The following is a 20751-nucleotide window of genomic DNA, read 5'->3' on the forward strand; positions in this document are numbered from 1 at the left end:
AAATTCTCAGAGGCCGGAGCCGAGGAACTGCTGCAGTTCCGCCGTCTGCGGCCGGTCGAACATGGCGGGGCCGCCTTGCTCCCAGACGCGGCCCTTGTGCATGAACAGCGTGGTGTCGGCGACGTTGCGGGCAAAAGCCATCTCGTGGGTGACCAGCACCATGGTCATCCCGCCGGCGGCCAGGTCGGCCATCACCTTGAGGACCTCGCCCGTGAGCTGCGGGTCCAGGGCCGACGTCACTTCGTCGAACAGCATGACCTGCGGCTCCATCGCGAGCGAGCGCGCGATGGCCACGCGCTGCTGCTGGCCGCCCGAAAGCTGCTCCGGATAACTGTCGGCCTTGTCGGACAGGCCGACCTGCGCCAGCACGCGCTCGGTCAGCGCCTTCGCCTCGGCGCGCGTCTTGCCCTTGCTGTGCCGCGGCGCCAGCGCGATGTTCTCGGCGGCCGTGAGGTGCGGGAACAGGTTGTAGCTCTGGAAGACGATGCCGACGTCGCGCCGCAGCTGGCGCAGGTCCAGCTTAGGGTCGCTCACCTCGTGGCCGCACACCTGGATGCGGCCCTGGTCGATGCGCTCCAGCCGGTCGATGCAGCGCAGCGCGGTGCTCTTGCCGGAACCGCTGCGGCCGATGATGGCGAAGACCTCTCCCTTGTTCACCTGGAAGCTCACGCCGTCGAGCACCTTCAGCCCGCCGAAGCTCTTGTGGACATTTTCCAGCTGGATGACGCTCATGCCGCAGCCACCTCCACACGATGGGCCACCAGCAGGCGGCGTTCGAGCTGCCGGCTCCACCACGACAGCGGGAAGCAAAGCAGGAAATAGAGACCGGCAACGAGCATGTAGACCAGGAACGGTTGGAAGAGGGAGTTGTTCACCACCTGGCCGGCGCGGGCCAGTTCGACGAAGCCGACCACCGAGGCCAGCGAGGTGTTCTTGACGATCTGCACCATGAAGCCCACCGTCGGCGGGGTGGCGATGCGCAAGGCCTGGGGCAGGATCACCAGCCGCATGCGCTGCACCCTGGAAAGCGCCAGGCACTCGGCGGCTTCCCACTGCGTGCGCGGCACGGCCTGGATGCAGCCGCGCCAGATCTCCCCGATGTACGCGCTGACATAGATCGTCATCGAGAGACCCGCCGCCACCAGGGCGGGCAGGCTCAGGCCGGCGATGCTGAGACCGAAGTACGCCAGGAACATCAGGATCAGCAGCGGCGTGCCCTGCACCAGCTGCACGTAGCCGGTGGACAGCCAGCGCAGCGACCGGATCGACGAGATGCGGCACAGGGCCACGATGAACCCGAGCAGTCCGCCGCCGACGAACGCGATCAGCGACAGCACCAGGGTCCAGCCCGCCGCCTGCAGCAGGAACACGACGTGGTTCGCGTTGAAGGCGACGTTCACAGCGGCGTTCCCAGCTTGCGGCGGCGCGTGAACAGCGCCTGTCCGGCGGCCCAGAAGGCGCCCCGCATCACGAGCGACAGCAGGAGGTAGAACACGGCCACCACCGCATAGGTCTCGAAGGACCGGAACGTGTCGGACTGCACCCGGTTGGCGATGGCCGTCAGCTCCTCGGCGGAGATCTGCGACGTGATGGACGTGGCGAGCATGAGCAGCACGAACTGGCTGGTGAGCGCGGGATAGACCCGTTCCATGGCCGGCCGCAGGATCACGTGCCAGTAGATCTGCGCGCGCGACAGCGCCAGGCACTCCGCCGCCTCGATCTGGCTGCGGTGGATGGACTCGATGCCCGCGCGCATGATCTCGGTGGTGTAGGCGCCGACGTTGATGACCATCGCCAGCACGGCGGCGACGAAGGCGGGCACCTTCAGGCCGATGCTGGCGAGCCCGAAGTACACCAGGAAGATCTGCACCAGCAAGGGCGTGTTGCGGATCGCCTCGACATAGATTGCACAGGAGCGCGCCACGAACCGGTTGTGGCTGCCGCGGCCGATAGCGCACAAGGTTCCGATCAGCAGGCCGAGCAGCGTGGCGACCAGCGACAGCTTCAGGGTCAGCCAGGCGCCGTGCAGGAACAGCGGCCACTGCGCCAGGACGCTGGTGAAGTCGAACTTGTAGGTCATGGGCCGGCCAGTTCGTGCAGGTAGGGGATGGCTGCCTGGGCGCCCGGCCGGGTCACGCAGATCGTGGCGGCCTGGATGCCACGCATCACGGCGGCGTCCATGGTTTGCCCCGCGGCGCGCGCTGCACACATCGCGCCGATGAACGTGTCACCCGCGGCGGTGGTATCGACCACGCGCACGGCGTTGGCGGGAAAGTGGCGGCAGCCGGCTTCATCCGCGACCAGCACGCCCTGGCTGCCCAGGGTCACGATCGCGGTCGCCGGTCCGCGCCGGCGCAGCGAGGTCGCCGCCGCCGCCGCGCTGGCGGGGTCGGCCACGGGCAGGCCGGACAGTTCCGAGGCCTCGATCTCGTTCATCACCAGGATGTCGACCAGCGACCAGAGTTCGTCGGGAAGCTGGCAGACGGGCGCCGGGTTCATCACCACGGTCGCTCCCCTGGCGTGCATGATCCTGGCCGCCGACACCACCTCCGGCATCGGCACTTCGCACTGCAGGAGGAGGTACTGCCCGGCCAGCGCCGCGGGGTCAGCCTCGAGCAAGTCGTTGGCGCCGGGGATGATGGTGATGCGGTTCTCGCCTTCGTCGTCGACCATCACGACCGCGACGCCGGTGCTTTCGCCGGCCGTGCGGACATGGGTGGCGTCGATGCCATCCGCAACCAGTGCGTTGCGCAGGGTCTTGCCGAAGTCGTCGTCGCCCACGCATCCCACCATGGCCACGCGCGCGCCCTGGCGGGCGCAGGCGACGGCCTGGTTGGCACCCTTGCCGCCGGGATTGGTGAGGAACGAGCGCCCCTGCAGCGTCTCGCCGCCGCGCGGAGCGCGTGCCACACGGACCACCAGGTCCATGTTCATGCTGCCGAAGACGACGATGTCGGGCGTCATGCCTTCTGGGTGCTGCGCTTGCTGCCGGGCCGTTGCGCGGCGGCCGCTGCGGCATCCGCGCGCAGGTTCGCACCGATCTCGAAGTGCTCCGTCAGCAGCGCATCCGCTTCGGCGGGATTCCTGCGGCGGATCGCCGACAGGACGGCCTCGTGGTGGTCGATGAGGTACGCGTCGACCTGGGGCACGCTGGCGATCACCTTGCGGCGTTCCAGGTGGGATGCCTGCAGCAGCTTGGCGACGGCGGCGTAGACGCTGGAGAGGGCCGGGGAGTGGGCCGCCTCCACGATCATCGAGTGGAAGTGGAAGTCCGCCGCGCCGCCCTGCGCCGGATCGTCGATGGTTTCCTTGATGGCCTGCAGCGCCTGCGCCAGCCTTTCCAGGTCCGGCGCGAGCGCGCGCGTGCACGCCAGGCGGATCGCCTGCCGCTCGATCGCGATGCGCGCCTGCATCACGTCGTCCACCGCGCCTGCCTGCTGGGCGAGGACGAGGCTGAAGTAGTCCGCGAGCGCGGTGAAGTTGGGCTCCCGCACCACCGTGCCATAGCCGCGCCGGATCTCGACCGCTCCCAGCGTGGACAGTGCCGTCAGCGCCTCCCGGATGACCGGGCGGCTGACGCCGAGCGCGCTGGCGAGGTCCCGCTCCGGCAGCAGCCGGTCGCCGGTCTTCAGGCGGCCGGACATCAGCTCGTCCCGCAGGAAGGACAGCACGCGGTCGTACCCGTCCTCCTTGGCGTCGGCCTGCTGGGTGATCCTGATCGGCTTGTTCATCGCGGGAACCGGCTCACCCCTTTTCGCTGCCCTGCATCAGGGACCGCGCCGCTTCCCGCTCCAGCTCGCCGAGCTTCTCGACGCGGCGGCGGAAGTGCTCTTCCGTGCTGAATTCGGCCGACAGGAAGGTCTCGATGACGTCACGCGCCACCTGCGGCCCGATGATCCATGCCCCGATGCACATCACGTTGACATCGTCGTGTTCGACGGCCTGGCGTGCCACGAAGGTGTCGTGGCAGACCGCGGCGCGGATGCCGGGGATCTTGTTGGCCGCGATGCAGGCGCCCGCGCCGGTGCCGCACACGAGGATGACGCGCCTGACCTTGCCGTCGCGAATGAGGTTGATCGCCTGGCGCGTGACATCCGGAAAGTCGACCGGAGCGTCCGAGTTCGCCCCGACGTCGATGACCTGGTCGCAGTGTTGCGAGAGGACGTTCTTGACGAATCCCTTCAGGAGGAATCCGGCGTGGTCGTTCGCGAGGCCGATCGCCGGCCAGCGTGGCACCGCGATCGCGTGCTTTGAGCGTGATTCGTCTCTGGACATTCAGGGGGCCCCTTGCGACATGCCGCAGCCCCGTCGGGGAGCTGCCTTACCGTGGTCTTACCAAGGGTAGACCACCGGCCCGGGCTTTGTCAACCGTGCTTGCCCTTTGGTGGCGCGGCAGGCTTGTGCGGGCGGTGCGCCGGCCCCATATTCCGCCCATCGAGATTCCCCGGAGGCTGCGCCCATGCGTACCCAGCGATTGTTCGCCTTCCTGTTCAGCCTGCTGCTGGCCCTGGCCGCCGCGGCGGCGTTCGCGCAGGACGCGAAGGAACCCACCGTCGACGACATCTACCAAGCGGCGAGCAGCGGCAAGCTCGCCGACGCCCGCGCCATGGTCGACCAGGTGGTCGCCCGGCATCCGAACAGTGCCAAGGCCCACTACGTCAAGGCGGAGATCGCGGCGCGGCAGCGCGATGCCGCCGCCGCGCGCACCGAACTGCAGATCGCGGACAAGCTTGCGCCCGGGCTGCCGTTCGCCAGGCCGGAGGCGGTGACCGCACTGCGCGCCCAGGTCGAGCAACTCTCGCAGCCGCGGCAGGCCGCCCGGCCGGTGGTGCCCGCGCCCACCGATGCACGCCGGATGGCGCCGCAAGCGCCACCCCCTTCGGGCGGCGGGTTCCCCATGGGTGCCCTGCTGCTGGTGGCCCTCATCTTCATCGCGGGAATCTTCTTCCTGCGCTCGCGCAAGCGCGCCGCCCCGCCCCCGGCCGCGTATCCGCCGCCCCAGGGTCTCGACACGGCGTTCGGGCGCCAGGACGCGAACATGCCACCGCCCGGCTACGGCAACGTGCCGCCGCCCGGCTACGGCTACGGCAACGTGCCGCCGGCCGCACGGTCGTCGCTCGGTTCGACGCTCGGCCGCGGCCTGGCCACGGGTCTCGCCGTCGGCGCCGGCGCGGTCGCCGCGCAGGAGATCGGCCGCCGCATCTTCGACCATGAAGGCCGCCCCCTGCCCCAGCCGTCGAGCGAGGGAGGCTCCGCCGCCGATTCCCCGCTTGCGCGCGATGCGGGCATCGGCGCCTTCACGGGCGAAGGCCGCAGGGACCCGAACGCGGACATGGGCGGCCAGGACTTCGGCATTGCCGACGACCGCGGCTGGGATGACGCCGCCGGCGGAGACTTTGGCGTCGACAACGGCGGGGACGACTGGAACACCTGAGCACGGGGCCCCGCCGCCGGCCGCCATGCGCGGCCGCTTACGCCGCGGCAGCAGCCGGTTGGCGGCAGGCGAGCAGGTAGCTTTCGCGCGTGCTCTGGATGTGCGCCTTGAGGAGTGCGCGCGCCTTGCGGGCATCGCCCTCCCGCACGGCGGCCACCAGCCCGGCGTGCTCCCCCTGGCAATGACGGACATCCGCGCTATGGGTGGGCAGCCGGTAGCGCAAGGCGGCGACTTGCGACGCCACGAGTTCGTACGCGGTCTTCAGGTAGACGTTGTCGCAGCTGCGCACCAGCGCGTTGTGGAACTCCGTGTCGAGGCGCGGGAACTCGCGCAGCTGGCCCTTGGCCGCCGCTCGCTTGAGGTCCGCCATGCAGCCGTCCAGCGCTTGCATCAGTTCCGCCGGCCGGTGCTTCATGGCATCCGCCAGCGCCTCGCATTCGACGACGGTGCGGAACTGGCAGACGTGGTCCAGGCCCGCCTCGTCCAGCGTGAAGACGAAGGTGCCGCGCTGCGGGTGGATCTCGACCAAGCCGCCGTGCCGCAGCCGCAGCAGCGCTTCGCGCACCGGCGTCTTGCTGATGCCGAGCCGGCCTGCCAGCTGCACCTCCGACAGCTGCTCGCCCAGCGCGAACGCGCCGGTCACGATCAGGCTGCGGATGCGCTCCTCGGCCAGCTCCGTGAGCGAGCGGGGGCGTTCGAGTTGCGAGTCGTCGGCTTGCGCCATCGCGCCCGGGTGGATCGCGACGCCGCTGACGCAGGCGCTGCAGGACGACGCCGCGCGCAGCGCCCCCATCCTCGCGCGCACGCCGATGAAGCGCTGGGGGACGCCGGAGGACGTTGCGGGACCCGTCTTCTTCCTCGCCAGCGCCGACGCCGTGTTCGTCACGGGCGCCGTCGTGCCCGTGGATGGCGGCTATCTCATCACCTGAAGGACCAGACCATGATCACGCAGCTGCCCGGCATCCGGCCGGAGATCGCGCAGAAGGCGATTCCCGACGACGAGCGCGTGTGGGTTCCGCAGGCCAGGGACGTATGGTTCCGTCCGCTGCTGCTCAACACGGTCACCGGCAGCTGGTGCAACCTGCTGCGCGTGCGCAAGTCCGGCGTGCTCTCGCGCCACATCCACCCGTCGTGGGTGACCGGCATGGTGCTCAAGGGCAGCTGGCGCTACCTCGAACACGACTGGATCGCGCAGGAAGGTGCGTTCGTCTACGAGCCCCCCGGCGAGATCCACACGCTCGTCGTCGACGAGCAGGTCGGCGCGCAGGAGATGATCACCTTCTTCAACATCCACGGCGCGATGGTGTACGTCGACGAGGCCGGCAAGGTGACCGGTTACGAGGACGTGTTCACCAAGATCGAGATGTGCCGCAAGCACTATGCCGAGGCGGGCCTGGGCGCCGACTTCGTGGATCAGTACGTGCGGTAACGCAGTGGTGCTCGCCGCGCGCGAGCCCACACCGCATCCACGCCGATGAGGGGCCACATGGTAACGCTGCTGGGGGCTGCCCTGCGCGTGGATCTGGTTACATCACCGGCGAACTCCTGGCTGTTCTTCAGGTCTGTCTCCAGTGTCCCGGCCGATCCCTGGCGGGCAGAAGAGGCGAATGAAGAATCTCAGTACAACTGCGCCGTGTCGACCTGGCATGCGACAGCCCATCTCCAGCGGCCATGGCCGCGCCTGCGCGAGGCTGCTCTCGGCCGTGCTTGCAGCAGCAGCAGGATGCGCGCCCCTCGTGCTTCATGCGCAGACGTCCATGCGTGGCCGGCCGCCGTCCGCGATGAGTGGCTACACGCCTCCCGCCGCCGCGGCCGCGGCCCCGCAAGCCGCTGGCAGCAGCGGTGTGGTTCCGGGAAGCGGTCCTGATGCTGGGGTCCCGTCCGCAGCGGCCCCGGCTGCTGCATCGACCGCCCCATTGATGGCCGGCCCGCAGGCACCCGTTGCAACTTCACCAGCGCCGGCCACGCCAACCCCGCCAGCCGCCCCAAGTCCGGCGCCCGAGGCGCGCGCACCCCTAGCGCCTGCAGCGACGACCCAACCCGTGCGTGGACTTCCTTCGGGAAGTCCGAGCCTGGTGATCGTCGGCGGCACGTACTCCGCGGATCCGGCGAAGCGTCTTCTCATCGTCAATGGACAAGTCGTGCGCGAGGGAGCCGATCTCGGGGGCGGCATCCAGCTGCGAGAGATCCGGCCGGAGTCCGCTGTCCTCGCGGTCCAGGGGCGCAACGTCGTGGTCTTCTTCTAGCGTGCACCGGCGCGCCGCGCGCAGGCGTTTGTTGCGGCAGAACCACCCATGCGGCCCCGGGCTTCTCGCCCGTCGCGCTGCGCGTGCACGCCGTCACCCGTAATCTTCTGCGTCAGGACCCGCCCTTGCCACGAGGCGCGGGGCCGCCCGCGTACTCTTCTCGCCCACGATGTCACCGTTGCACCGCCGCGTTCTCCAGGCCGTCCTCTACGAGGCGATCGCCATCGCCGTGGTGGGGCCTGCGCTGAGCTTGTCGTTCGACAAGCGGCCAGCATCCACCTTCACGCTCGCCGTCGTGCTGTCCACCATTGCGCTCACCTGGAACTACGCCTTCAACTGGCTCTTCGAGCGCTGGGAATCGCGACAAATCGTGCGTGGCCGCTCCTTCGCGAGGAGGCTTGCCCACGGAGCCGGGTTCGAGGGAGGGCTGGCGGTCATCCTCGTTCCCGTCATGTCGCTGTGGCTGGACATCTCCGCAGCAGCGGCGTTCGTGGCGAACCTGGGGCTCCTCGTGTTCTTCTTCGTCTACGCGATCGCGTTCACGTGGGCCTTCGATCGGGTCTTCGGGCTGCCGGCATCGGCCGCGAAGGCAGTCGACGCGTAGGCAAAGCGTTCGACCGTCTCACGACCGAACGCACGCGCTCGCAGACGATTGGATCGCCACCGGCAAGTCGAAGCCGCGAGCCGCGTCGGCGCCACCTGCATCGTGTCGCCTGGATCGCGGGTGTGCGGGGTTTCGCCTGTGTCGGGGTCAGCCTCACCCTTCCCGATTTACGCGGAAAATGACGCGATGAGCGACGACGCACTGCACGCCAACTACCGCTGGCTGGCCCGCTACAACGCGTGGTTCAACGAACGTCTCTACGACGCTTGCGAGCGCCTGACCGACGCACAACGGCGCCAGGACCGCGGTGCCTACTTTGGCTCGGTGCATGGCACGCTCAACCACCTGCTGTGGGGCGACCGCGTCTGGCTCGGGCGACTGGTGGCCCAGCCCGGGTCGCCGGCGGTGCCGGCCGAGGTGCTTCAGCTGCCCGCGGGTGCGGCGCATGGCACCGAGCTGTACGCGGACTGGTCGCAGCTGCGGCAGGCGCGGCGCGCGCTGGACGCCGCCATCGAGGCGTGGCTGCAGGCACTGCCGCCCGCCTTCGCGCGCTCCACCATGCGCTACGCCAACACCAGTGGCGTGCAGCGCGAGCACCCGGCGTGGCAGGCCCTGACCCACTTCTTCAACCACCAGACCCACCACCGCGGCCAGGTGACGACATTGCTTTCGCAGGCTGGCATCGACCCTGGCACGACCGACCTGGTGGCGCTGCTCTGAGCCAGCGCGTGCTCCCGCACCGCGACCGCGGCTGCCGTGGTCGAGTTCACTGGCGAAGCTGCCGTCCCTTCCCACCATGACCTCATGCGGGAGAAAGCTTGCGACCCATGCCCCGGTCGCTCCAGAATGGTCGCGTCGGGAGGACTCCCATGCGAAAACTCGACGCCGTGCTGCTGGCTGCAGCACTTGCGGGATGCGCCGGCACCCCGATCAGCCAGGGCGGAAAGGCCGAAATCGTGTCCGCCGGCAGTGACACCATCCGCATTCGCTGGAACCCCCAGCTCACGAACGAGCGCGACATGCGGTCCAAGGCGATCGCATTCTGCGGCGGCCGCGATGTCGACGCGCTGGACGCGGCGACGGAGACGGGTGCTTCGGGCAGCCTGCAGGTCAGGACCTGGCGCTGCGAGCCGTTCTCCGGCACCGGGGCCGGCATGTAGATCTCATCGAGCCTGTCGCACCTGGCGCCACGAGAGAATCGAACACGAGGCGGGCGTGCGCCTACCTGAACTCCTCGCACTTCTTCACCGTCTCCGCGGGCTTGCGCAGCTTGGTGTTCGCGCACGCGGATCGGGCGGCGTCCTGGCAGGTGGCTGCCGCCAGCTGCTCCTCCTGCCTGGTTTGCCTGCGCAGGCCGGGAATCACGAAAGGGCGGAAGGTCCTGCCGCACTCGCCGCTGATGGCCGGGTCGGCGTTGCTGCGCGCGAGCTCCGTCACGACCTCCCACGCCCGGTACCCGACCTCGAAGCTGGGCTCAGGGGAGGCCGATTGCGCGGCCGTCGCATGCGCGACGACCATCGCGAGCGCGGCCGCCTTCGGCAGCGAATGACGAAAGTCCAGGTTCATCCCTGCTCGTGGGCTGGGGCCGTCACGCCAGCAGCTTCTTCGCTTCCTTCGGGTCCAGGCCATACATGTCGGCAAACTCGGCCACCGACTTGCCGCTGGCCTTGAAGGCGTTTTGCAGGGCTTCGCGGCGCGCGCTCTTTTGCGCGACGATCGCCAAGGCATCTTCCAGCAGCGAATGCAGCTCGTCGACGGGCGAGGTGAAGCGCTCGCGGTAGGCTTCCCGGCTCAGCCCGGAGGCCTCGATCGCAGCGGCCAGTTGCTCGACGGCCAGTGCGCGCGCCCGCTCCGGCGCCTTGCCGTTGCGGCGCTTGTACAACTCCAGGACGGCATGGTGCACGTGCTCCGGAGCCACGGGCTCGACCGGCCTGGCCTCCAGGTCGTGCCGCGCCAGGCCCGAGGCCACGGCCTCGATGTAACGCGTCGACCGTGTGTGCAGCCCCAGGGCCACCTTGAGCTCCGCCGCGGGCAGCGCCTCGGGGTGCGCCGCCACGAGGTCCTCGAAGACGCCGACCTTGAGCGGCAGGAAGCGCGCACCGAACAGCCGCGGGTACAACTCGAACAGCTTGTGGAGAAGGGGGTGTACCGGCCGCGGCGCTTTGCGTGCGGCGGCCTGCGCGCGGGAGGATCGGGCTGGGACGGGCGAGTCTTGGGTCGTGTTCATGTTCTTGGTGGACAGGCGTGCGTACCGGTGCGGCCCGTCCCTTGGGCAGTGCGCGGACTGCTCAGTTGTGCGCGGATTCGCCAGGCGAAGTTACCTTCGATCGGAGTTCTTCACCTGCGACAGCAGTTTAGTTGCAAAGCCGAAAGCCCCTGGCGGCACGGGTGGGAAGATCCCGGCACCCGTCCTGTCGGCAGCGGCGGGGGGTCGGGTATGCTGCCGGCTTTCCGTATCGGAGGGAGCCAATGAAGCAACCTGAATCACCCCAGAAGACGTCCGCCTTCATGAAGGCCCTGAAGCCGAGCCCGCAGCTGGCTGCCGTGATCGGCCCGGAGCCGGTGCCGCGCACGGAAGTCACCAAGCGGCTGTGGGCTTACATCAAGGAGCGCAATCTCCAGAACCCCGCCAACAAGCGCAACATCCTCTGTGATGACAAGCTCAAGGCGGTCATGGGCAAGGACGAGGTCACGATGTTCGAGATGACCGGGCTCGTCGGCAAACATCTGAGCGAGGCCTGAGCCGGCTCTGAAGGCCTGCGCTCCGGTGTGCAGAGGCGAACGTGGCCCGGATTCAACGCAGCACGCGGGCCAGGGCGAATCCGAGCGAGAACGCTGCAGCCAGATAGGTCAGCGGCTTGCCGAGCACGCGCTCGCGCAGCTCGCCGATGGCGTCGCCAGCCAAACCCGCGCGGGTCCGGTCGCTGGTTTTCGGGGCGAGCGTGAAGGTGTTGATGCGTTCGCCATCCGGGCGGCCGTCGAGCGGCGCCACGCTCGCGACCGGGATCACGACGACGGGTTCGTCGCTGTCGATCTCCGGCACCTCGATGGCAGAGGCAGGGGTGAGACGGGAGGTCGTTTGCATGATGGGTGCGTCCTTGAGGGTTGCCCGAGTCTAGGATGACCAAGGGGACGGGCGCGTAGGCGCACGGCGCCTTGCGCAGCAGCAGCCGGGCCAAGCTCAGCGTCTCGTCCGGCAGTCCGCAGGGCAAGCCATCGGCTCCTCACGCTCCCCTCGCAGCCCTGAGCACGTGCTCGACATCTCGAGGGCGCTCGGGCCGAAGCGGACCCGCACGACGTTCGCGGTGGCGCTCAGATCTCCTTGCCTTGCATCAGGTAGGACTGATAGAAGCGGTCCACCGGCCATTGCGGGACGCCGGGAACGATCGAGTGCGACTTCTGCAGCAGCAGAAGCTTGCTCCCCGGATGGTTCCTGGCGATCAGCTGTTCCTTGTGCTCGAGGCTCGCGAGGTTGTAGTCGACGGCATCCTTGGCTGCGAAGTTCGTGTGCTCCCAGACGAAGTACACCTCGTCGAGCGCAAGCAAGGGATTGTTGCGGTACCAGTCCTCGGGCGCGAGCACCTTCCAGAGATAGGCGGAATAGAGCTCGGTCGGTGCATTCAGGCGGTTGATCTTGTGCCGCTTGTTGTCGTCCTCCACCGAGATGTAGAAATCGAGTGCGCTGCGCTTTTCGTTCAGCGGCAACTTCTGCTCGAACTGGTAGCGGTGCCCGAGCCTGCCCACCACCGTCGCCTCGAAGCCGCCCCAGCTGTCGCCGAATTCCTGGCTCAGCCGCGCGGCGCGCTCGCGGCCGATGATGACCGGCAGCGAATCGGCCTCGTCGCCCTCGGTCAGCTGCGCGATGTAGTACTGCTTGGATGTGTCGTTCGGGTCGATGGCGCCCCAGCAGACGTCCCAGGAGGGCGCCCAGAGATCGAAGCCCTTGAACAACCACTCCTGCAGCGGATTCTTCCAGGCGATGGCCAGCGACTTGACCGCCCGGCTGCGCTCCCACCAACCCGCCGTCAGCAGCGCGGCGGGAAACAGCGTGCCGCGCACCTTGATGTCGAGCGGACCATTCAGCTCCCCGACTTCGGTCAGTCGTTCCCGCAAATCCTTGATCGTCCCCACCGATTCCGCGGACGTGCCGCCGGTCGCGCCGCCATCGATCAGGAAGTCCTTGATGGGGGAAAGCCGGTCGCCGAGGTAGGCGTCGGCTCCCTGGTCGAGGATGCTGTTGATGATCTTCACCCAGTCCTTGTCGGGTCGGGTTTCGAGCAGGTCGATCATGACCTTGGCGCGCGACGCTGCGACCTGCCTGGCGATCAGCGCGGAGGGCAAGCCCAGCTGGACCTGGATGTAGTCCAGTTGCGCCTCCGTGCACTGGATCAGCCGGTTGTAGATCTTGCGGATCGTCTCCGCCCACCCGACCTTGTCCTTCGTCATGCTCCGATCCTCCAGTAGACCTGCCCGGCGACGGTCTTCGTCGTGATCAGTCCCAGGCGCGCCGCCGGTGGGGCGCCATTCACGAGCACGTCGTGCATGTCGTGCAGGACGTCGCGGGCGGCCGCGTAATAGCCGTGCCCGAGCAGGGTCAGGTCGATGTTCGACACTTCGATCGTGTCGATGCCTTGCGTCACGACCACCGGGGGCGAGAAGCCGGCGCGGGGATGGTCGTGCACGATGCCCGAGCTGGCCAGCGCGCGGTCCTTCGACGAAACGTACAGCGTGGTGTGCTGCGCCAGCCGCGCATAGGCGTCCGACAGGCCGCGGAAGACGCCCGTGTCCACGTCGGGGGCGGCCAGCAGCAGGTGGCCGAAGCGCACACCTGCCGCGGCCTCCGCCTGCGCCATGATCCGCTGCAGCGTGCGCAGCAGGGCGCGGTTGCCCATGCTGTGCGCGAGCACGTCGACGCGCTCGGCCCCGCTTTCCGACGCGATGCGGGTGAGGAAATTCGACACCTGCGCTTCGCTGGCCTCGATGCTGGCCTCGTCGGCCGCATATCCGAACAGGCTGGCCTTGGACGGCCAGCTGTAGAACGCGGTGATGCCGGGGACCTTCAGGTCGACGCCGATCTGCGCCGCGCGCAGGGCCGCTTCCTCGAACGAAACGTTGAAGCCGTGGATGAAGACCAGGGCACGCCGGCTCCCGGCCTCGTAGCCGGCCAGCGTGTCCGCCAGGGCGCGCCAGTACGCGGCTTCCTCGAACTGGCGGATTTCGTCGATCTTCAGCCGATCGTCTTCCAGCCGCAGCCAGCGCTTCCACCACGCCGAACCGATGGAGCCGATGCGGTGCGACCGGGGCACGCTGACCTTGCAGGTGCCGCAGTAAACCCGGCCTTCGTCGTCGCGCTCGGACGAGTATCCGCGCGAGGGGTCGTTCGGGTCGTTCGGCCGGCGATTGGTGCCGTACCAGACCTGGTAGAGGCAGGCTCCATCCTCGTCCTGGGAGGGGGCCGCCTTCGCCCCGCGTGTCACCGCGGCGGCCGGCGCTGCGGCCATCCGCGCCACCGGCTCCGGCGGCCGGCCCGTGTCGACGTCGACCCCATTGCGCAGGTAATGCGGAACGTCGCCGCCGCGCAAGCCTGCCAGGTCGATCTGCGCGCATCCCAGCCGGAAGGACTTCTCGTAGCCGACGTCGAAGGCGAGCCCGCGATAGAACCCTTCCGCGAAGCGCACGGCGGAATCGTCGTCGACGGCGCGCGACATGCCGATCACATGGGGTACCTTCTTAGCCAGTGCCGCGCCCTGCTCGACCGAATAGCAGGCATTGAGGACCACGGCTTCCGTTCCCTCGACCACGCCGAACAGGTTGACCAGGGCGTGTGCGGGGACCGCGCGCGGCTCACGCTGCTCGCCCTCGAGGACGATCTCGCCAGTGGAACTGCCGTGTCCGCTGAAGTGGACGATCGAGGGGCGGTGCTTGAGCAGGAACCTGGACAGGTCGGTCGCCGAGACCGCCGTTTCCGACTCGACCCGGTATTGGCGGCCGTGATCGCCCTGATCGAGCTGCTGCCGGATGGCCTTGGCTTCCCGGTCGAGCGCAAGGCCGTCGGTGCCGAACGGGTTGGCGGCCAGGATGAGGATCACCTGCTGCTTCTGTTGCTTCTGCTGCGGCTCCTCTTCCTCCACGGCGCTTCCGATCAACTTGTCGAGAGCGGCCTGCAGCGCCGCTTTCCCCGCGGCTCCGCGCGGCGCGAGCAGGTCGAGGATGGCCTTGGCGCGCGTCGCGACCGGCTCGTTGGGCCCCGGCAGGAACGCGCTGTTCAGCCGGAGCTGGACCGCGATCGCATCGAGGACGGCCGGTGGGCACTGGAGCAGCCTGTCGAAAAGGGCCGGATCGTTCACGGAATCCTCCGCAGCGTTTCACCGTCCCTCAGGCGAGCTCGGTGCGGCCTTCGGCGAGCGTGAATCCATACGCCCGCTGCTGCACACAGACCTGGATCTGGTAAGCGGAGAAGAACTCGCGGCGGCCGCGCTCCTGCGCCACCACGTGCTCCGGGTGGTTGCGCCAAGCGAGCAACTGGGGTTCGGATGCGAATTCGACGATCGTCACGCTCTCGCCATCGGCAGCGGCAAAGTCCTTGTACGACACGAAGCCCGGCATGGCGCTGGCGCATTCGTACATGCGCATGCCCAGGGCTTCCAGGGCGGCCATGTCGACTCCTTCGCGCACGCGGGCGCGGAAAACGACCACGATCATTGCAGCCTCCTTTCCAGATGCATGCACGGCGATGCTGCCGCCTCCGGCAGGACGTACATCTCAACATGGAAGGCGCTGCACCACAAGACATTCGCCCCACCGCGCCCATGACGTCTCTGCTGGACAGTCCGTCGCATCCGGACCCTCGCGGCTTGACCTGTTCGAAGCGTGAATGCCCCTCGAAGCCTTGCCAGATTCAGCATCCGTTCGCATGGCAGGGACTACACTCTACAGCGTGACCACGTTGCTCCTCCACGTCCCGGCCCTGCACACCGAGCCATGCTGGCTTGGCCCGCAGTGGCACGTGCGGGAAAGTTCGGGTGGTGCCACGCAGCACCATCGACCGACAGCACATCTCCTCGCCCGGCGATCCAGCAACTTCGCCTGATCGCCGGGCGCTCCTCCTGGCGCTGGCGCCCGCAGCAGGCGCAATGACGCGCGGCTACCAAGACTGAGCTGGCGCAAGGCAGCGCGGCGCGCAGCCACTTCCGGATCTCCCGGGGCCGTCCTGTGTCCCCTTCGTTCGCCGGCGGCAATGCAGCGGTCGGGCTGCTTGCGCATCGCAAATGACACCGACCGAGAGGAGTGCATCCATGCAGACGATGACCAATGACCGCCAGCAGCGCGGTTCCGACTTCTTCGTCGACTTCGGACAGGAGTCGGCGCACGAGCGCTTCCCACTGCGACAGCGTTGGCAACTGGTTAGCGGCAGTCCAGCTTCCCTGGCGCCGCTCCCTCTCAGGAACGCCGAGGGCAATCGATCGAGGTTCGCGATCATCCGCGCGGGAGAGCAGGGCGAGATCCTTGCCCTGAACGAACGCGCCTTGGGGGAGGCGCGCAGGGCCGTGGTGCGCGGTTCGCACTGGGGCGAAGTGAGCTTCGGCGACCCGGAGGTTCGAAGCCTTCTCGACGCGGGCGGGCGCAACATCCTGGAGCCGATCATGCGCGTGCGCGTGGATGCCACGCGCGAGCACCTCGAATCGGTGAGCGAAGTCCTGCGCGGGCGCGGGGTCTGCGTGCTCGAACAGCGACTGGTGGCCGGGTTCGTCTGTGTGCAAGCCGAGGCCCGCCTGGCGTCGCTGCTCGGCTTCGAAGAGGAGATTCACTCGCTGGGCTGCGCATCGACGGCGGTGGCCTGCTGGCTCAAGTGTTATCAACCCAGGTCAAGGCGCACCGGGGACTGATCCACCCCCCGCCGCCTGTTCCTGGAACGAGGGCGGCTTGGCTTCGGAACGTACGTCCCGCAGAATGGGGGAATGACCTTGACGGCGCTGCTCGCTCGCCCCCACTTGCGCCGAGCGAGGCGTGACTTAAGGTGAGTGGCACCCGCACGCTGTTCGCCAGCGTCAACCTGATCGGCGACACCGTCACGCAGACGGCGGCGTTGCGCCGGTATCGGCGGCTGCATCCCGAGGAGGAGGTGCACTGGCTGCTGCAGGACGGGCCAGCGCGCTCCGTGTTCGTCGACATGCCGCACATGGGCGTGTGCGACCAGGTGCTGTTCGATGCCGACTGGGAGCGCATCCGCCGCATGGACTACGCCGGCTACGACAAGCGCTTTCTCATGGACGTGCAGGTGGCGTTCCGCATCGGCGGGGAGCAGCACCTGCACATCGCCCAGGCCTATGGACGGATGATCGGGGTCGAGCTGGAGGCGGCGGACATCCTGCCGCACGTTCCGGTGCGGCCGCAGGCGCTCGGCGAGCTCGGGGTGCCTCCACGCTGCCTGGTCATCTCGCCGCTGTCCGCCAGCAATGCAGCGGTGGCCGATATTGCCGGCAACAAGAACCTGCCCTGGACGGCCTGGGGGGCGTTGATCGAGCGCTTCCTGCAGGCCGGTCGCATCGAGAACTACGTCGTGCTGCTGCGCGACACGGATCCGGCGCCCGGCATCCCGCTGTGCGTGCTGCGGCTGCCGCTGCCTGCTGCGGTGGCCTACATCGCCAGGGCCTGCGCCGAAGGCGGGGCGTACGCCGGCGTGGACAACGGCATCACGCACATCGCCGCCGGCCTGGGCGTGCCGACGTTCTGCGTGTATCCGCAGGCGCTGGCCCGCGGCTGGGTGGGCTATGCCGGCTTCAACCACTACCGCCTCGCGCAGACGCGCCCTTGGCAGGGCGACGTCGATCACATATGGTCCGCCTGGCGCACGCGCCTCTGACGCGCGCCGCAACTGAGGAGACCGCGACATGGCTGAACACATAGCGCTCTACGAAGCGATGAAGCACTGCGAAGCCCTGGGCGTGCAGCAACGCGTGGAGGAGTTCTGCGTCGTCGCGGGCGTGCTGCTCGCGCTGCGGCCGCGCCACGTGCTGGAGATCGGCGTTTACGGCGGAGGGTCGTTCGCGCTGTGGTGCGCGTTGGCCAGCGGCCGCAAGATCGGCATCGACAGCGGCAGCATCGGCGGTCCGGTGCACCAGCGCCTGCCCGACTTCCAGGCGCGTTTCGGCGACGTGCGCCTGATCAAGGCCGACTCCCACGATCCCGCCACCCGCGCGCAGGTGGTCGCGATGCTCGAGGGCGAGCCGCTGGACTTCCTCTTCATCGACGGCGACCACACGCTGGCCGGCGTGCGCGCCGACTACGAGATGTATGGTTCGCTGGTGCGTCCAGGCGGCTGGATCGGCCTGCACGACATCACCGAGTCGGAATACCACAAGGGCATGAACGCCGGCGGCTCGGCGCAGCACTGGGCGGCGCTGGAGGCCGCGCGCAAGGTTTCCGTCGACTGGCGGGATCCGGGGTTCGGCATCGGGCTCGTCCAGGTCGCCTGACGGCCCGCGCTCAAGGCGCCAGGCGCAGCAGGCCGATCCCGCCCCAGTCCGCGCCCGCGCGCTCCTCCGTCGCCTGGCCGGCGCGCAGCTCGGCCCACACGCGCGACACGCAGCAGCGGTTGTGGGCATGCCAGTCGGAGTCGACGATGTCGTGCAGCGCGAGCAGGCGCGGCCCCAGGCTGCGCGCGAGCTCCACATCGTGGCGGCAGGCGCGGTAGCCGTGGTCGCCGTCGATGAAGACCGCGTCCGCCGTGGCGGGCGCTTCGGCCACGAGGGCCGGCCCGGCACCGAAGCGCTCGCGCGCGTCCGCCGCCGCCTCGTGCCACTCGCGCCGCGCCGACGCGGCCAACGTCCTGATGGCCACCTCGCGGCCGGCGGCATGGAAGCGCCGCGCGAGGTGCCACTCCTCTCCGCCCCAGCCGGCGCCGATGAACAGCACGCTGCGCACGGGTTCGCGCAGCAGCGCGTCCAGCCACCAGGAGAATTCGTCGGGCTTCTGTTCCAGCCGCGGCTGGGTGTGGCCCTCGAAGGCGCGCGGCGACTGCAGGTCGGCTGGCGCGGCGATGGCGCGCCGGCCCTCCTGCCAGCGGCGAAACGCCGGGTCGCCGCGCTGCGACCAGAAGCGGTCCTGGTAGGGCAGCTCGCGCAGGGCGTCGAGCAGCAGGCAGCCGGTCTCGTCGCGGTGGAACAGCGTGCCGGGCCAGGCCTCGACGCCGCCGTAGAACTGCGGCACTTCCTGCCAGCGGCGGCGGAACAGGTGGGCGTGGCGCATCCAGAAGAAGGTGCCGCTGTAATGCCAGTCGCCCAGTTCGTGGTGATTGCGGAAGCGCCCGTGCTTGCGGAAGATGCCCGTCATCGCATAGCGCTGCATCTGGTCGCGCACCGCCGCCCAGTCGTCGAGCGTGACCGCGTACTGCACCTCCGCCCAGCGCCGCACGGCGGGCGGGAACGCGGGCTCGTACTTCACGCCCTTGGCGTGCCCATACCAGGAGAGCTCGTTGCGGTCGAAGGAGGCCACCTGCCGCAGCATCGCCGCGAAGGTCACGGCCTCGCCGCGGCCGTCGTTGGCTTCCAGCACGCAATCGAAGCCGTGCCCCTCCAGCATCGCCTGCACGGCTTCGGGGGCTTCGGAGCGCTCGTCGCTCACGATGCCGACGATGCGCCGGCCGTTGAACAGGTCGACGCGGCGCAGCAGCTGCTCGAGGTTCCAGCGCCAGGTGCTGCCCCGCACGGGCCACACGTGGTACAGGACGTTGCGCCGTGGCGGTGCGTCGAAGGGCAGGAACTCCAGGTGCGCGACACTGCCGCTCGGTGCGACGTGCGGCCGCGACGCGTGGGTGGGCAAGGTGCGCGCGGGACGCGGCGGCGTGGCGGGTGCGATGGGCGTGACGGGCATGAGGGCCTCCGTGGGTCGCGGGGGTGGCGCCTCGCGCCGCTCGACCGGCAGGCCAGCCAGCGCCAGCATGCGCGCCAGCCGGTCGCCGTAGCCGTGGCCGGCCAGGCGCGCGCGACACTGCCGGCGCAGGTCGGCGAGCGCGCCGCGGTCCGAGAGCAGGCGCCGCACCGTGTCCACCAGTTCCTGCGGCCGGTCGAACTGCGGCAGCTCGGGGAACACTTCCGCGACCTCGGCACGTCGTTCGGAGACCACCGCGGCACCGCAGGCGAGCGCCTCGTAGATGCGCGGGTTCATCGCCTCGGCCACGGCCCCGCGCGCGTTGTAGTGGTGGGTCTCGCGAAACACGTTGACGACGATCTCGGTCTGCCGGTACAGCTCCGACGTGCGCTCGGCCGGGACGTTGCCGGCGAGGCAGAGCCGCCGCAGGGCTGGCGCGCGCCAGGGCCCGCCCACCACATAGGACAGCAGGCCGGCCTCGGCGAGCGCCAGCAGGAAGCGTTCGCGCGTCGCGTTGGCGCCGCCGATGAAGCCGACCGCATGGCGCCGCGCACCGCCCTCGTCGCGGTGCACCTGCGGATCGAAGCACATGGGCACGTAGTGCGCGTTCGGGTGCCGGTCCAGCGTCGTGCGGTCGTTGGCGAACACATGGTCGAAGCGCGCGGACCAGCCGGCCGTGTCGTCGACCTCGTAGGGCTCGTCGGTCAGCCAGACAGCGGTGCGCCATCCGCGCAGCCGCTCGCCCCAGCGCTGCGCGAAGCGGCGGCCATGCACCACCAGCACGAGGTCCGGATGGAAGTCGGCGATCTTGCGCGGCAGCAGTGGATCGTCCCAGCCGGCCTCGGCGTGCACGATGCCCAGCTCCTGCGCGGCGTGGCGCAGCCCGTGCGCGAACACCTCCCCACAGGAGAGGAAGTGGTAGTTCACGATGAACACGCGGCGCTGCGCCGGTGCGGGCGCCGCCACCCCGCCATGGACGAATGCGTGCAGCTCCGCCCGCGGCAGCCCCTGCAGCCGGCTCACGGGGCTGAGGTTCAGCAGCTCGACGCCACGGCGGCCCAGCGCCTGGCCGAGGGCCGCGTACTCGGCATCGATGCGCGCCAGCTGCGCGGCCAGCGGGTGCCGGCCGGTGGCGCCGAAGAAATGATGCTCCGTGAAGTCCACCCCCAGCAGGCCGATGCGGCGCGCACCCATCCAGGCGGCGAGGCAGGCCGCCACATAAGGGGAGTTCTGGGTGTAGTGCAGCGCGCCCTCCGTGGCGTCCGTGCCGCCGTAGGTGCCGAGCGGGAACCGCACCACCGGCGGATCGACAGGCCCGAGGTCCAGTTGCGTGAACAAGGCCTGCGCGCGCGAGCGTTCGACATGGCGGAAGCGATCGGCGCGGAACTGGTTGCGCGGGTTCACCACGACGAGGTAGGTCGGGTCGAACAGGCGGCCGACGTCGTTGACGCCGATGGTGACGAGGTCATCGACCGGCCGGAACGACGAGAGCGAGGGCCCGCAGCCGCAGACGACGATGTCGGCGCCGGCGTGCCGCCCGCGGAAGTCCTGGAGGCGTTGGGAGGAGACGAGGGTGGCTGTCATGGGGGCTTCTGCTG

At 69.2% G+C, this 20751-nt stretch carries 24 protein-coding genes and 1 pseudogene; 11 read left to right on the top strand and 14 right to left on the bottom strand.

The genetic code is table 11. The features are described from left to right. Positions 1-6 precede the first annotated feature (6 nt). The 6 genes from AC3EGR_RS00975 to AC3EGR_RS01000 are packed head-to-tail and all read right to left on the bottom strand — an operon-like array spanning position 7 to position 4275. A complete protein-coding gene (locus AC3EGR_RS00975; protein WP_488544553.1) occupies positions 7-732 on the bottom strand; it encodes an amino acid ABC transporter ATP-binding protein in 726 nt (241 codons plus the stop codon). Continuing rightward, positions 729-1400, bottom strand: coding sequence for an amino acid ABC transporter permease (locus tag AC3EGR_RS00980; protein ID WP_488544554.1), 672 nt, complete (start codon positions 1398-1400; stop codon positions 729-731). The genes AC3EGR_RS00975 and AC3EGR_RS00980 overlap by 4 nt, the downstream gene beginning before the upstream one ends. Beyond that, a complete protein-coding gene (locus AC3EGR_RS00985) occupies positions 1397-2080 on the bottom strand; it encodes an amino acid ABC transporter permease (RefSeq protein WP_488544555.1) in 684 nt (227 codons plus the stop codon). Before AC3EGR_RS00985 ends, AC3EGR_RS00980 begins: the two co-directional genes overlap by 4 nt. Then, entirely contained in the window at positions 2077-2964 is an 888-nt protein-coding gene (gene rbsK, locus AC3EGR_RS00990) for a ribokinase (protein WP_488544556.1), read from the bottom strand. Before rbsK ends, AC3EGR_RS00985 begins: the two co-directional genes overlap by 4 nt. After that, positions 2961-3731 carry a FadR/GntR family transcriptional regulator gene (locus AC3EGR_RS00995; protein ID WP_488544557.1) on the bottom strand — a complete coding sequence of 257 codons (771 nt, stop codon included), beginning with the start codon at positions 3729-3731 and terminating at the stop codon, positions 2961-2963. Before AC3EGR_RS00995 ends, rbsK begins: the two co-directional genes overlap by 4 nt. Positions 3732-3744: 13 nt before the next feature. Continuing rightward, complete coding sequence (locus AC3EGR_RS01000) at positions 3745-4275, bottom strand: RpiB/LacA/LacB family sugar-phosphate isomerase (RefSeq protein WP_488544558.1); 531 nt, start codon at positions 4273-4275, stop codon at positions 3745-3747. Between the two features lie 184 nt (positions 4276-4459). Between AC3EGR_RS01000 and AC3EGR_RS01005 the strand changes: the two genes are divergently transcribed. Further along, entirely contained in the window at positions 4460-5434 is a 975-nt protein-coding gene (locus AC3EGR_RS01005) for a hypothetical protein (RefSeq protein ID WP_488544559.1), read from the top strand. A 37-nt stretch (positions 5435-5471) separates the two neighbouring features. Here the strand turns inward: AC3EGR_RS01005 and AC3EGR_RS01010 are convergent, their stop codons facing one another. Next, a complete protein-coding gene (locus tag AC3EGR_RS01010; protein ID WP_488544560.1) occupies positions 5472-6227 on the bottom strand; it encodes a GntR family transcriptional regulator in 756 nt (251 codons plus the stop codon). Here AC3EGR_RS01010 and AC3EGR_RS01015 point away from each other — a divergent pair. From AC3EGR_RS01015 to AC3EGR_RS01040, 6 genes and pseudogenes are all read left to right on the top strand, one after another. Continuing rightward, positions 6154-6363 (top strand): annotated as a pseudogene (locus tag AC3EGR_RS01015) (SDR family oxidoreductase); the annotation flags it as partial. The gene AC3EGR_RS01010 and the pseudogene AC3EGR_RS01015 sit on opposite strands and share 74 nt — an antisense overlap. An 11-nt stretch (positions 6364-6374) precedes the next feature. Then, complete coding sequence (locus AC3EGR_RS01020; RefSeq protein WP_488544561.1) at positions 6375-6863, top strand: 2,4'-dihydroxyacetophenone dioxygenase family protein; 489 nt, start codon at positions 6375-6377, stop codon at positions 6861-6863. 613 nt (positions 6864-7476) lie between these two features. Continuing rightward, positions 7477-7680, top strand: coding sequence for a general secretion pathway protein GspB (locus AC3EGR_RS01025; RefSeq protein ID WP_488544562.1), 204 nt, complete (start codon positions 7477-7479; stop codon positions 7678-7680). 169 nt (positions 7681-7849) lie between these two features. After that, positions 7850-8284: a PACE efflux transporter gene (locus tag AC3EGR_RS01030; protein ID WP_488544563.1), complete on the top strand. Its 435-nt coding sequence runs from the start codon at positions 7850-7852 to the stop codon at positions 8282-8284. Positions 8285-8470: 186 nt separating this feature from the next. Beyond that, complete coding sequence (locus AC3EGR_RS01035; protein ID WP_488544564.1) at positions 8471-9004, top strand: DinB family protein; 534 nt, start codon at positions 8471-8473, stop codon at positions 9002-9004. Between the two features lie 149 nt (positions 9005-9153). Further along, positions 9154-9444 carry a hypothetical protein gene (locus AC3EGR_RS01040; protein WP_488544565.1) on the top strand — a complete coding sequence of 97 codons (291 nt, stop codon included), beginning with the start codon at positions 9154-9156 and terminating at the stop codon, positions 9442-9444. 61 nt (positions 9445-9505) lie between these two features. Here AC3EGR_RS01040 and AC3EGR_RS01045 read toward each other — a convergent pair whose 3' ends face one another. Together AC3EGR_RS01045 and AC3EGR_RS01050 are read right to left on the bottom strand one after the other, a co-directional pair. Beyond that, a complete protein-coding gene (locus tag AC3EGR_RS01045) occupies positions 9506-9850 on the bottom strand; it encodes a hypothetical protein (protein WP_488544566.1) in 345 nt (114 codons plus the stop codon). Positions 9851-9872: 22 nt separating this feature from the next. Beyond that, on the bottom strand, positions 9873-10511 hold the full coding sequence (locus tag AC3EGR_RS01050) for a ProQ/FinO family protein (protein WP_488544567.1): 639 nt from the start codon (positions 10509-10511) through the stop codon (positions 9873-9875). Between the two features lie 242 nt (positions 10512-10753). Between AC3EGR_RS01050 and AC3EGR_RS01055 the strand changes: the two genes are divergently transcribed. Next, positions 10754-11026: an SWIB/MDM2 domain-containing protein gene (locus AC3EGR_RS01055; protein ID WP_488544568.1), complete on the top strand. Its 273-nt coding sequence runs from the start codon at positions 10754-10756 to the stop codon at positions 11024-11026. Positions 11027-11078: 52 nt separating this feature from the next. On the opposite strand, the gene AC3EGR_RS01060 is transcribed toward AC3EGR_RS01055, so the two are convergent. The 4 genes from AC3EGR_RS01060 to AC3EGR_RS01075 form a co-directional block, all read right to left on the bottom strand. After that, entirely contained in the window at positions 11079-11369 is a 291-nt protein-coding gene (locus tag AC3EGR_RS01060) for a hypothetical protein (RefSeq protein ID WP_488544569.1), read from the bottom strand. A 227-nt stretch (positions 11370-11596) separates the two neighbouring features. Continuing rightward, positions 11597-12730: a hypothetical protein gene (locus AC3EGR_RS01065; protein WP_488544570.1), complete on the bottom strand. Its 1134-nt coding sequence runs from the start codon at positions 12728-12730 to the stop codon at positions 11597-11599. Next, on the bottom strand, positions 12727-14631 hold the full coding sequence (locus AC3EGR_RS01070; RefSeq protein ID WP_488544571.1) for an alpha/beta hydrolase: 1905 nt from the start codon (positions 14629-14631) through the stop codon (positions 12727-12729). The genes AC3EGR_RS01065 and AC3EGR_RS01070 overlap by 4 nt, the downstream gene beginning before the upstream one ends. A gap of 28 nt (positions 14632-14659) precedes the next feature. Next, complete coding sequence (locus AC3EGR_RS01075; RefSeq protein ID WP_488544572.1) at positions 14660-14986, bottom strand: antibiotic biosynthesis monooxygenase family protein; 327 nt, start codon at positions 14984-14986, stop codon at positions 14660-14662. Positions 14987-15579: 593 nt separating this feature from the next. On the opposite strand from AC3EGR_RS01075, the gene AC3EGR_RS01080 reads away from it, so the two are divergent. From AC3EGR_RS01080 to AC3EGR_RS01090, 3 genes are all read left to right on the top strand, one after another. Continuing rightward, positions 15580-16170, top strand: coding sequence for a hypothetical protein (locus AC3EGR_RS01080; protein ID WP_488544573.1), 591 nt, complete (start codon positions 15580-15582; stop codon positions 16168-16170). Positions 16171-16301: 131 nt separating this feature from the next. Beyond that, positions 16302-17147 carry a glycosyltransferase family 9 protein gene (locus AC3EGR_RS01085; RefSeq protein ID WP_488544574.1) on the top strand — a complete coding sequence of 282 codons (846 nt, stop codon included), beginning with the start codon at positions 16302-16304 and terminating at the stop codon, positions 17145-17147. A gap of 28 nt (positions 17148-17175) precedes the next feature. Further along, a complete protein-coding gene (locus AC3EGR_RS01090; RefSeq protein WP_488544575.1) occupies positions 17176-17760 on the top strand; it encodes a class I SAM-dependent methyltransferase in 585 nt (194 codons plus the stop codon). Between the two features lie 10 nt (positions 17761-17770). On the opposite strand, the gene AC3EGR_RS01095 is transcribed toward AC3EGR_RS01090, so the two are convergent. Further along, complete coding sequence (locus AC3EGR_RS01095; RefSeq protein ID WP_488544576.1) at positions 17771-20737, bottom strand: glycosyltransferase family protein; 2967 nt, start codon at positions 20735-20737, stop codon at positions 17771-17773. Positions 20738-20751: the final 14 nt, after the last annotated feature.

This window comes from Ramlibacter sp. G4-7, from assembly GCF_057784995.1.

Excerpts from the sequence above, each read along its gene's own strand:
- AC3EGR_RS00975 (WP_488544553.1), bottom strand. The coding sequence starts at position 732 with ATGAGCGTCATCCAGCTGGAAAATGTCCACAAGAGCTTCGGCGGGCTG.
- AC3EGR_RS00985 (WP_488544555.1), bottom strand. The coding sequence starts at position 2,080 with ATGACCTACAAGTTCGACTTCACCAGCGTCCTGGCGCAGTGGCCGCTG.
- rbsK (WP_488544556.1), bottom strand. The coding sequence starts at position 2,964 with ATGACGCCCGACATCGTCGTCTTCGGCAGCATGAACATGGACCTGGTG.
- AC3EGR_RS00995 (WP_488544557.1), bottom strand. The coding sequence starts at position 3,731 with ATGAACAAGCCGATCAGGATCACCCAGCAGGCCGACGCCAAGGAGGAC.
- AC3EGR_RS01000 (WP_488544558.1), bottom strand. The coding sequence starts at position 4,275 with ATGTCCAGAGACGAATCACGCTCAAAGCACGCGATCGCGGTGCCACGC.
- AC3EGR_RS01005 (WP_488544559.1), top strand. The coding sequence starts at position 4,460 with ATGCGTACCCAGCGATTGTTCGCCTTCCTGTTCAGCCTGCTGCTGGCC.
- AC3EGR_RS01010 (WP_488544560.1), bottom strand. The coding sequence starts at position 6,227 with ATGGGGGCGCTGCGCGCGGCGTCGTCCTGCAGCGCCTGCGTCAGCGGC.
- AC3EGR_RS01020 (WP_488544561.1), top strand. The coding sequence starts at position 6,375 with ATGATCACGCAGCTGCCCGGCATCCGGCCGGAGATCGCGCAGAAGGCG.
- AC3EGR_RS01030 (WP_488544563.1), top strand. The coding sequence starts at position 7,850 with ATGTCACCGTTGCACCGCCGCGTTCTCCAGGCCGTCCTCTACGAGGCG.
- AC3EGR_RS01035 (WP_488544564.1), top strand. The coding sequence starts at position 8,471 with ATGAGCGACGACGCACTGCACGCCAACTACCGCTGGCTGGCCCGCTAC.
- AC3EGR_RS01040 (WP_488544565.1), top strand. The coding sequence starts at position 9,154 with ATGCGAAAACTCGACGCCGTGCTGCTGGCTGCAGCACTTGCGGGATGC.
- AC3EGR_RS01045 (WP_488544566.1), bottom strand. The coding sequence starts at position 9,850 with ATGAACCTGGACTTTCGTCATTCGCTGCCGAAGGCGGCCGCGCTCGCG.
- AC3EGR_RS01050 (WP_488544567.1), bottom strand. The coding sequence starts at position 10,511 with ATGAACACGACCCAAGACTCGCCCGTCCCAGCCCGATCCTCCCGCGCG.
- AC3EGR_RS01055 (WP_488544568.1), top strand. The coding sequence starts at position 10,754 with ATGAAGCAACCTGAATCACCCCAGAAGACGTCCGCCTTCATGAAGGCC.
- AC3EGR_RS01060 (WP_488544569.1), bottom strand. The coding sequence starts at position 11,369 with ATGCAAACGACCTCCCGTCTCACCCCTGCCTCTGCCATCGAGGTGCCG.
- AC3EGR_RS01065 (WP_488544570.1), bottom strand. The coding sequence starts at position 12,730 with ATGACGAAGGACAAGGTCGGGTGGGCGGAGACGATCCGCAAGATCTAC.
- AC3EGR_RS01075 (WP_488544572.1), bottom strand. The coding sequence starts at position 14,986 with ATGATCGTGGTCGTTTTCCGCGCCCGCGTGCGCGAAGGAGTCGACATG.
- AC3EGR_RS01080 (WP_488544573.1), top strand. The coding sequence starts at position 15,580 with ATGCAGACGATGACCAATGACCGCCAGCAGCGCGGTTCCGACTTCTTC.
- AC3EGR_RS01090 (WP_488544575.1), top strand. The coding sequence starts at position 17,176 with ATGGCTGAACACATAGCGCTCTACGAAGCGATGAAGCACTGCGAAGCC.
- AC3EGR_RS01095 (WP_488544576.1), bottom strand. The coding sequence starts at position 20,737 with ATGACAGCCACCCTCGTCTCCTCCCAACGCCTCCAGGACTTCCGCGGG.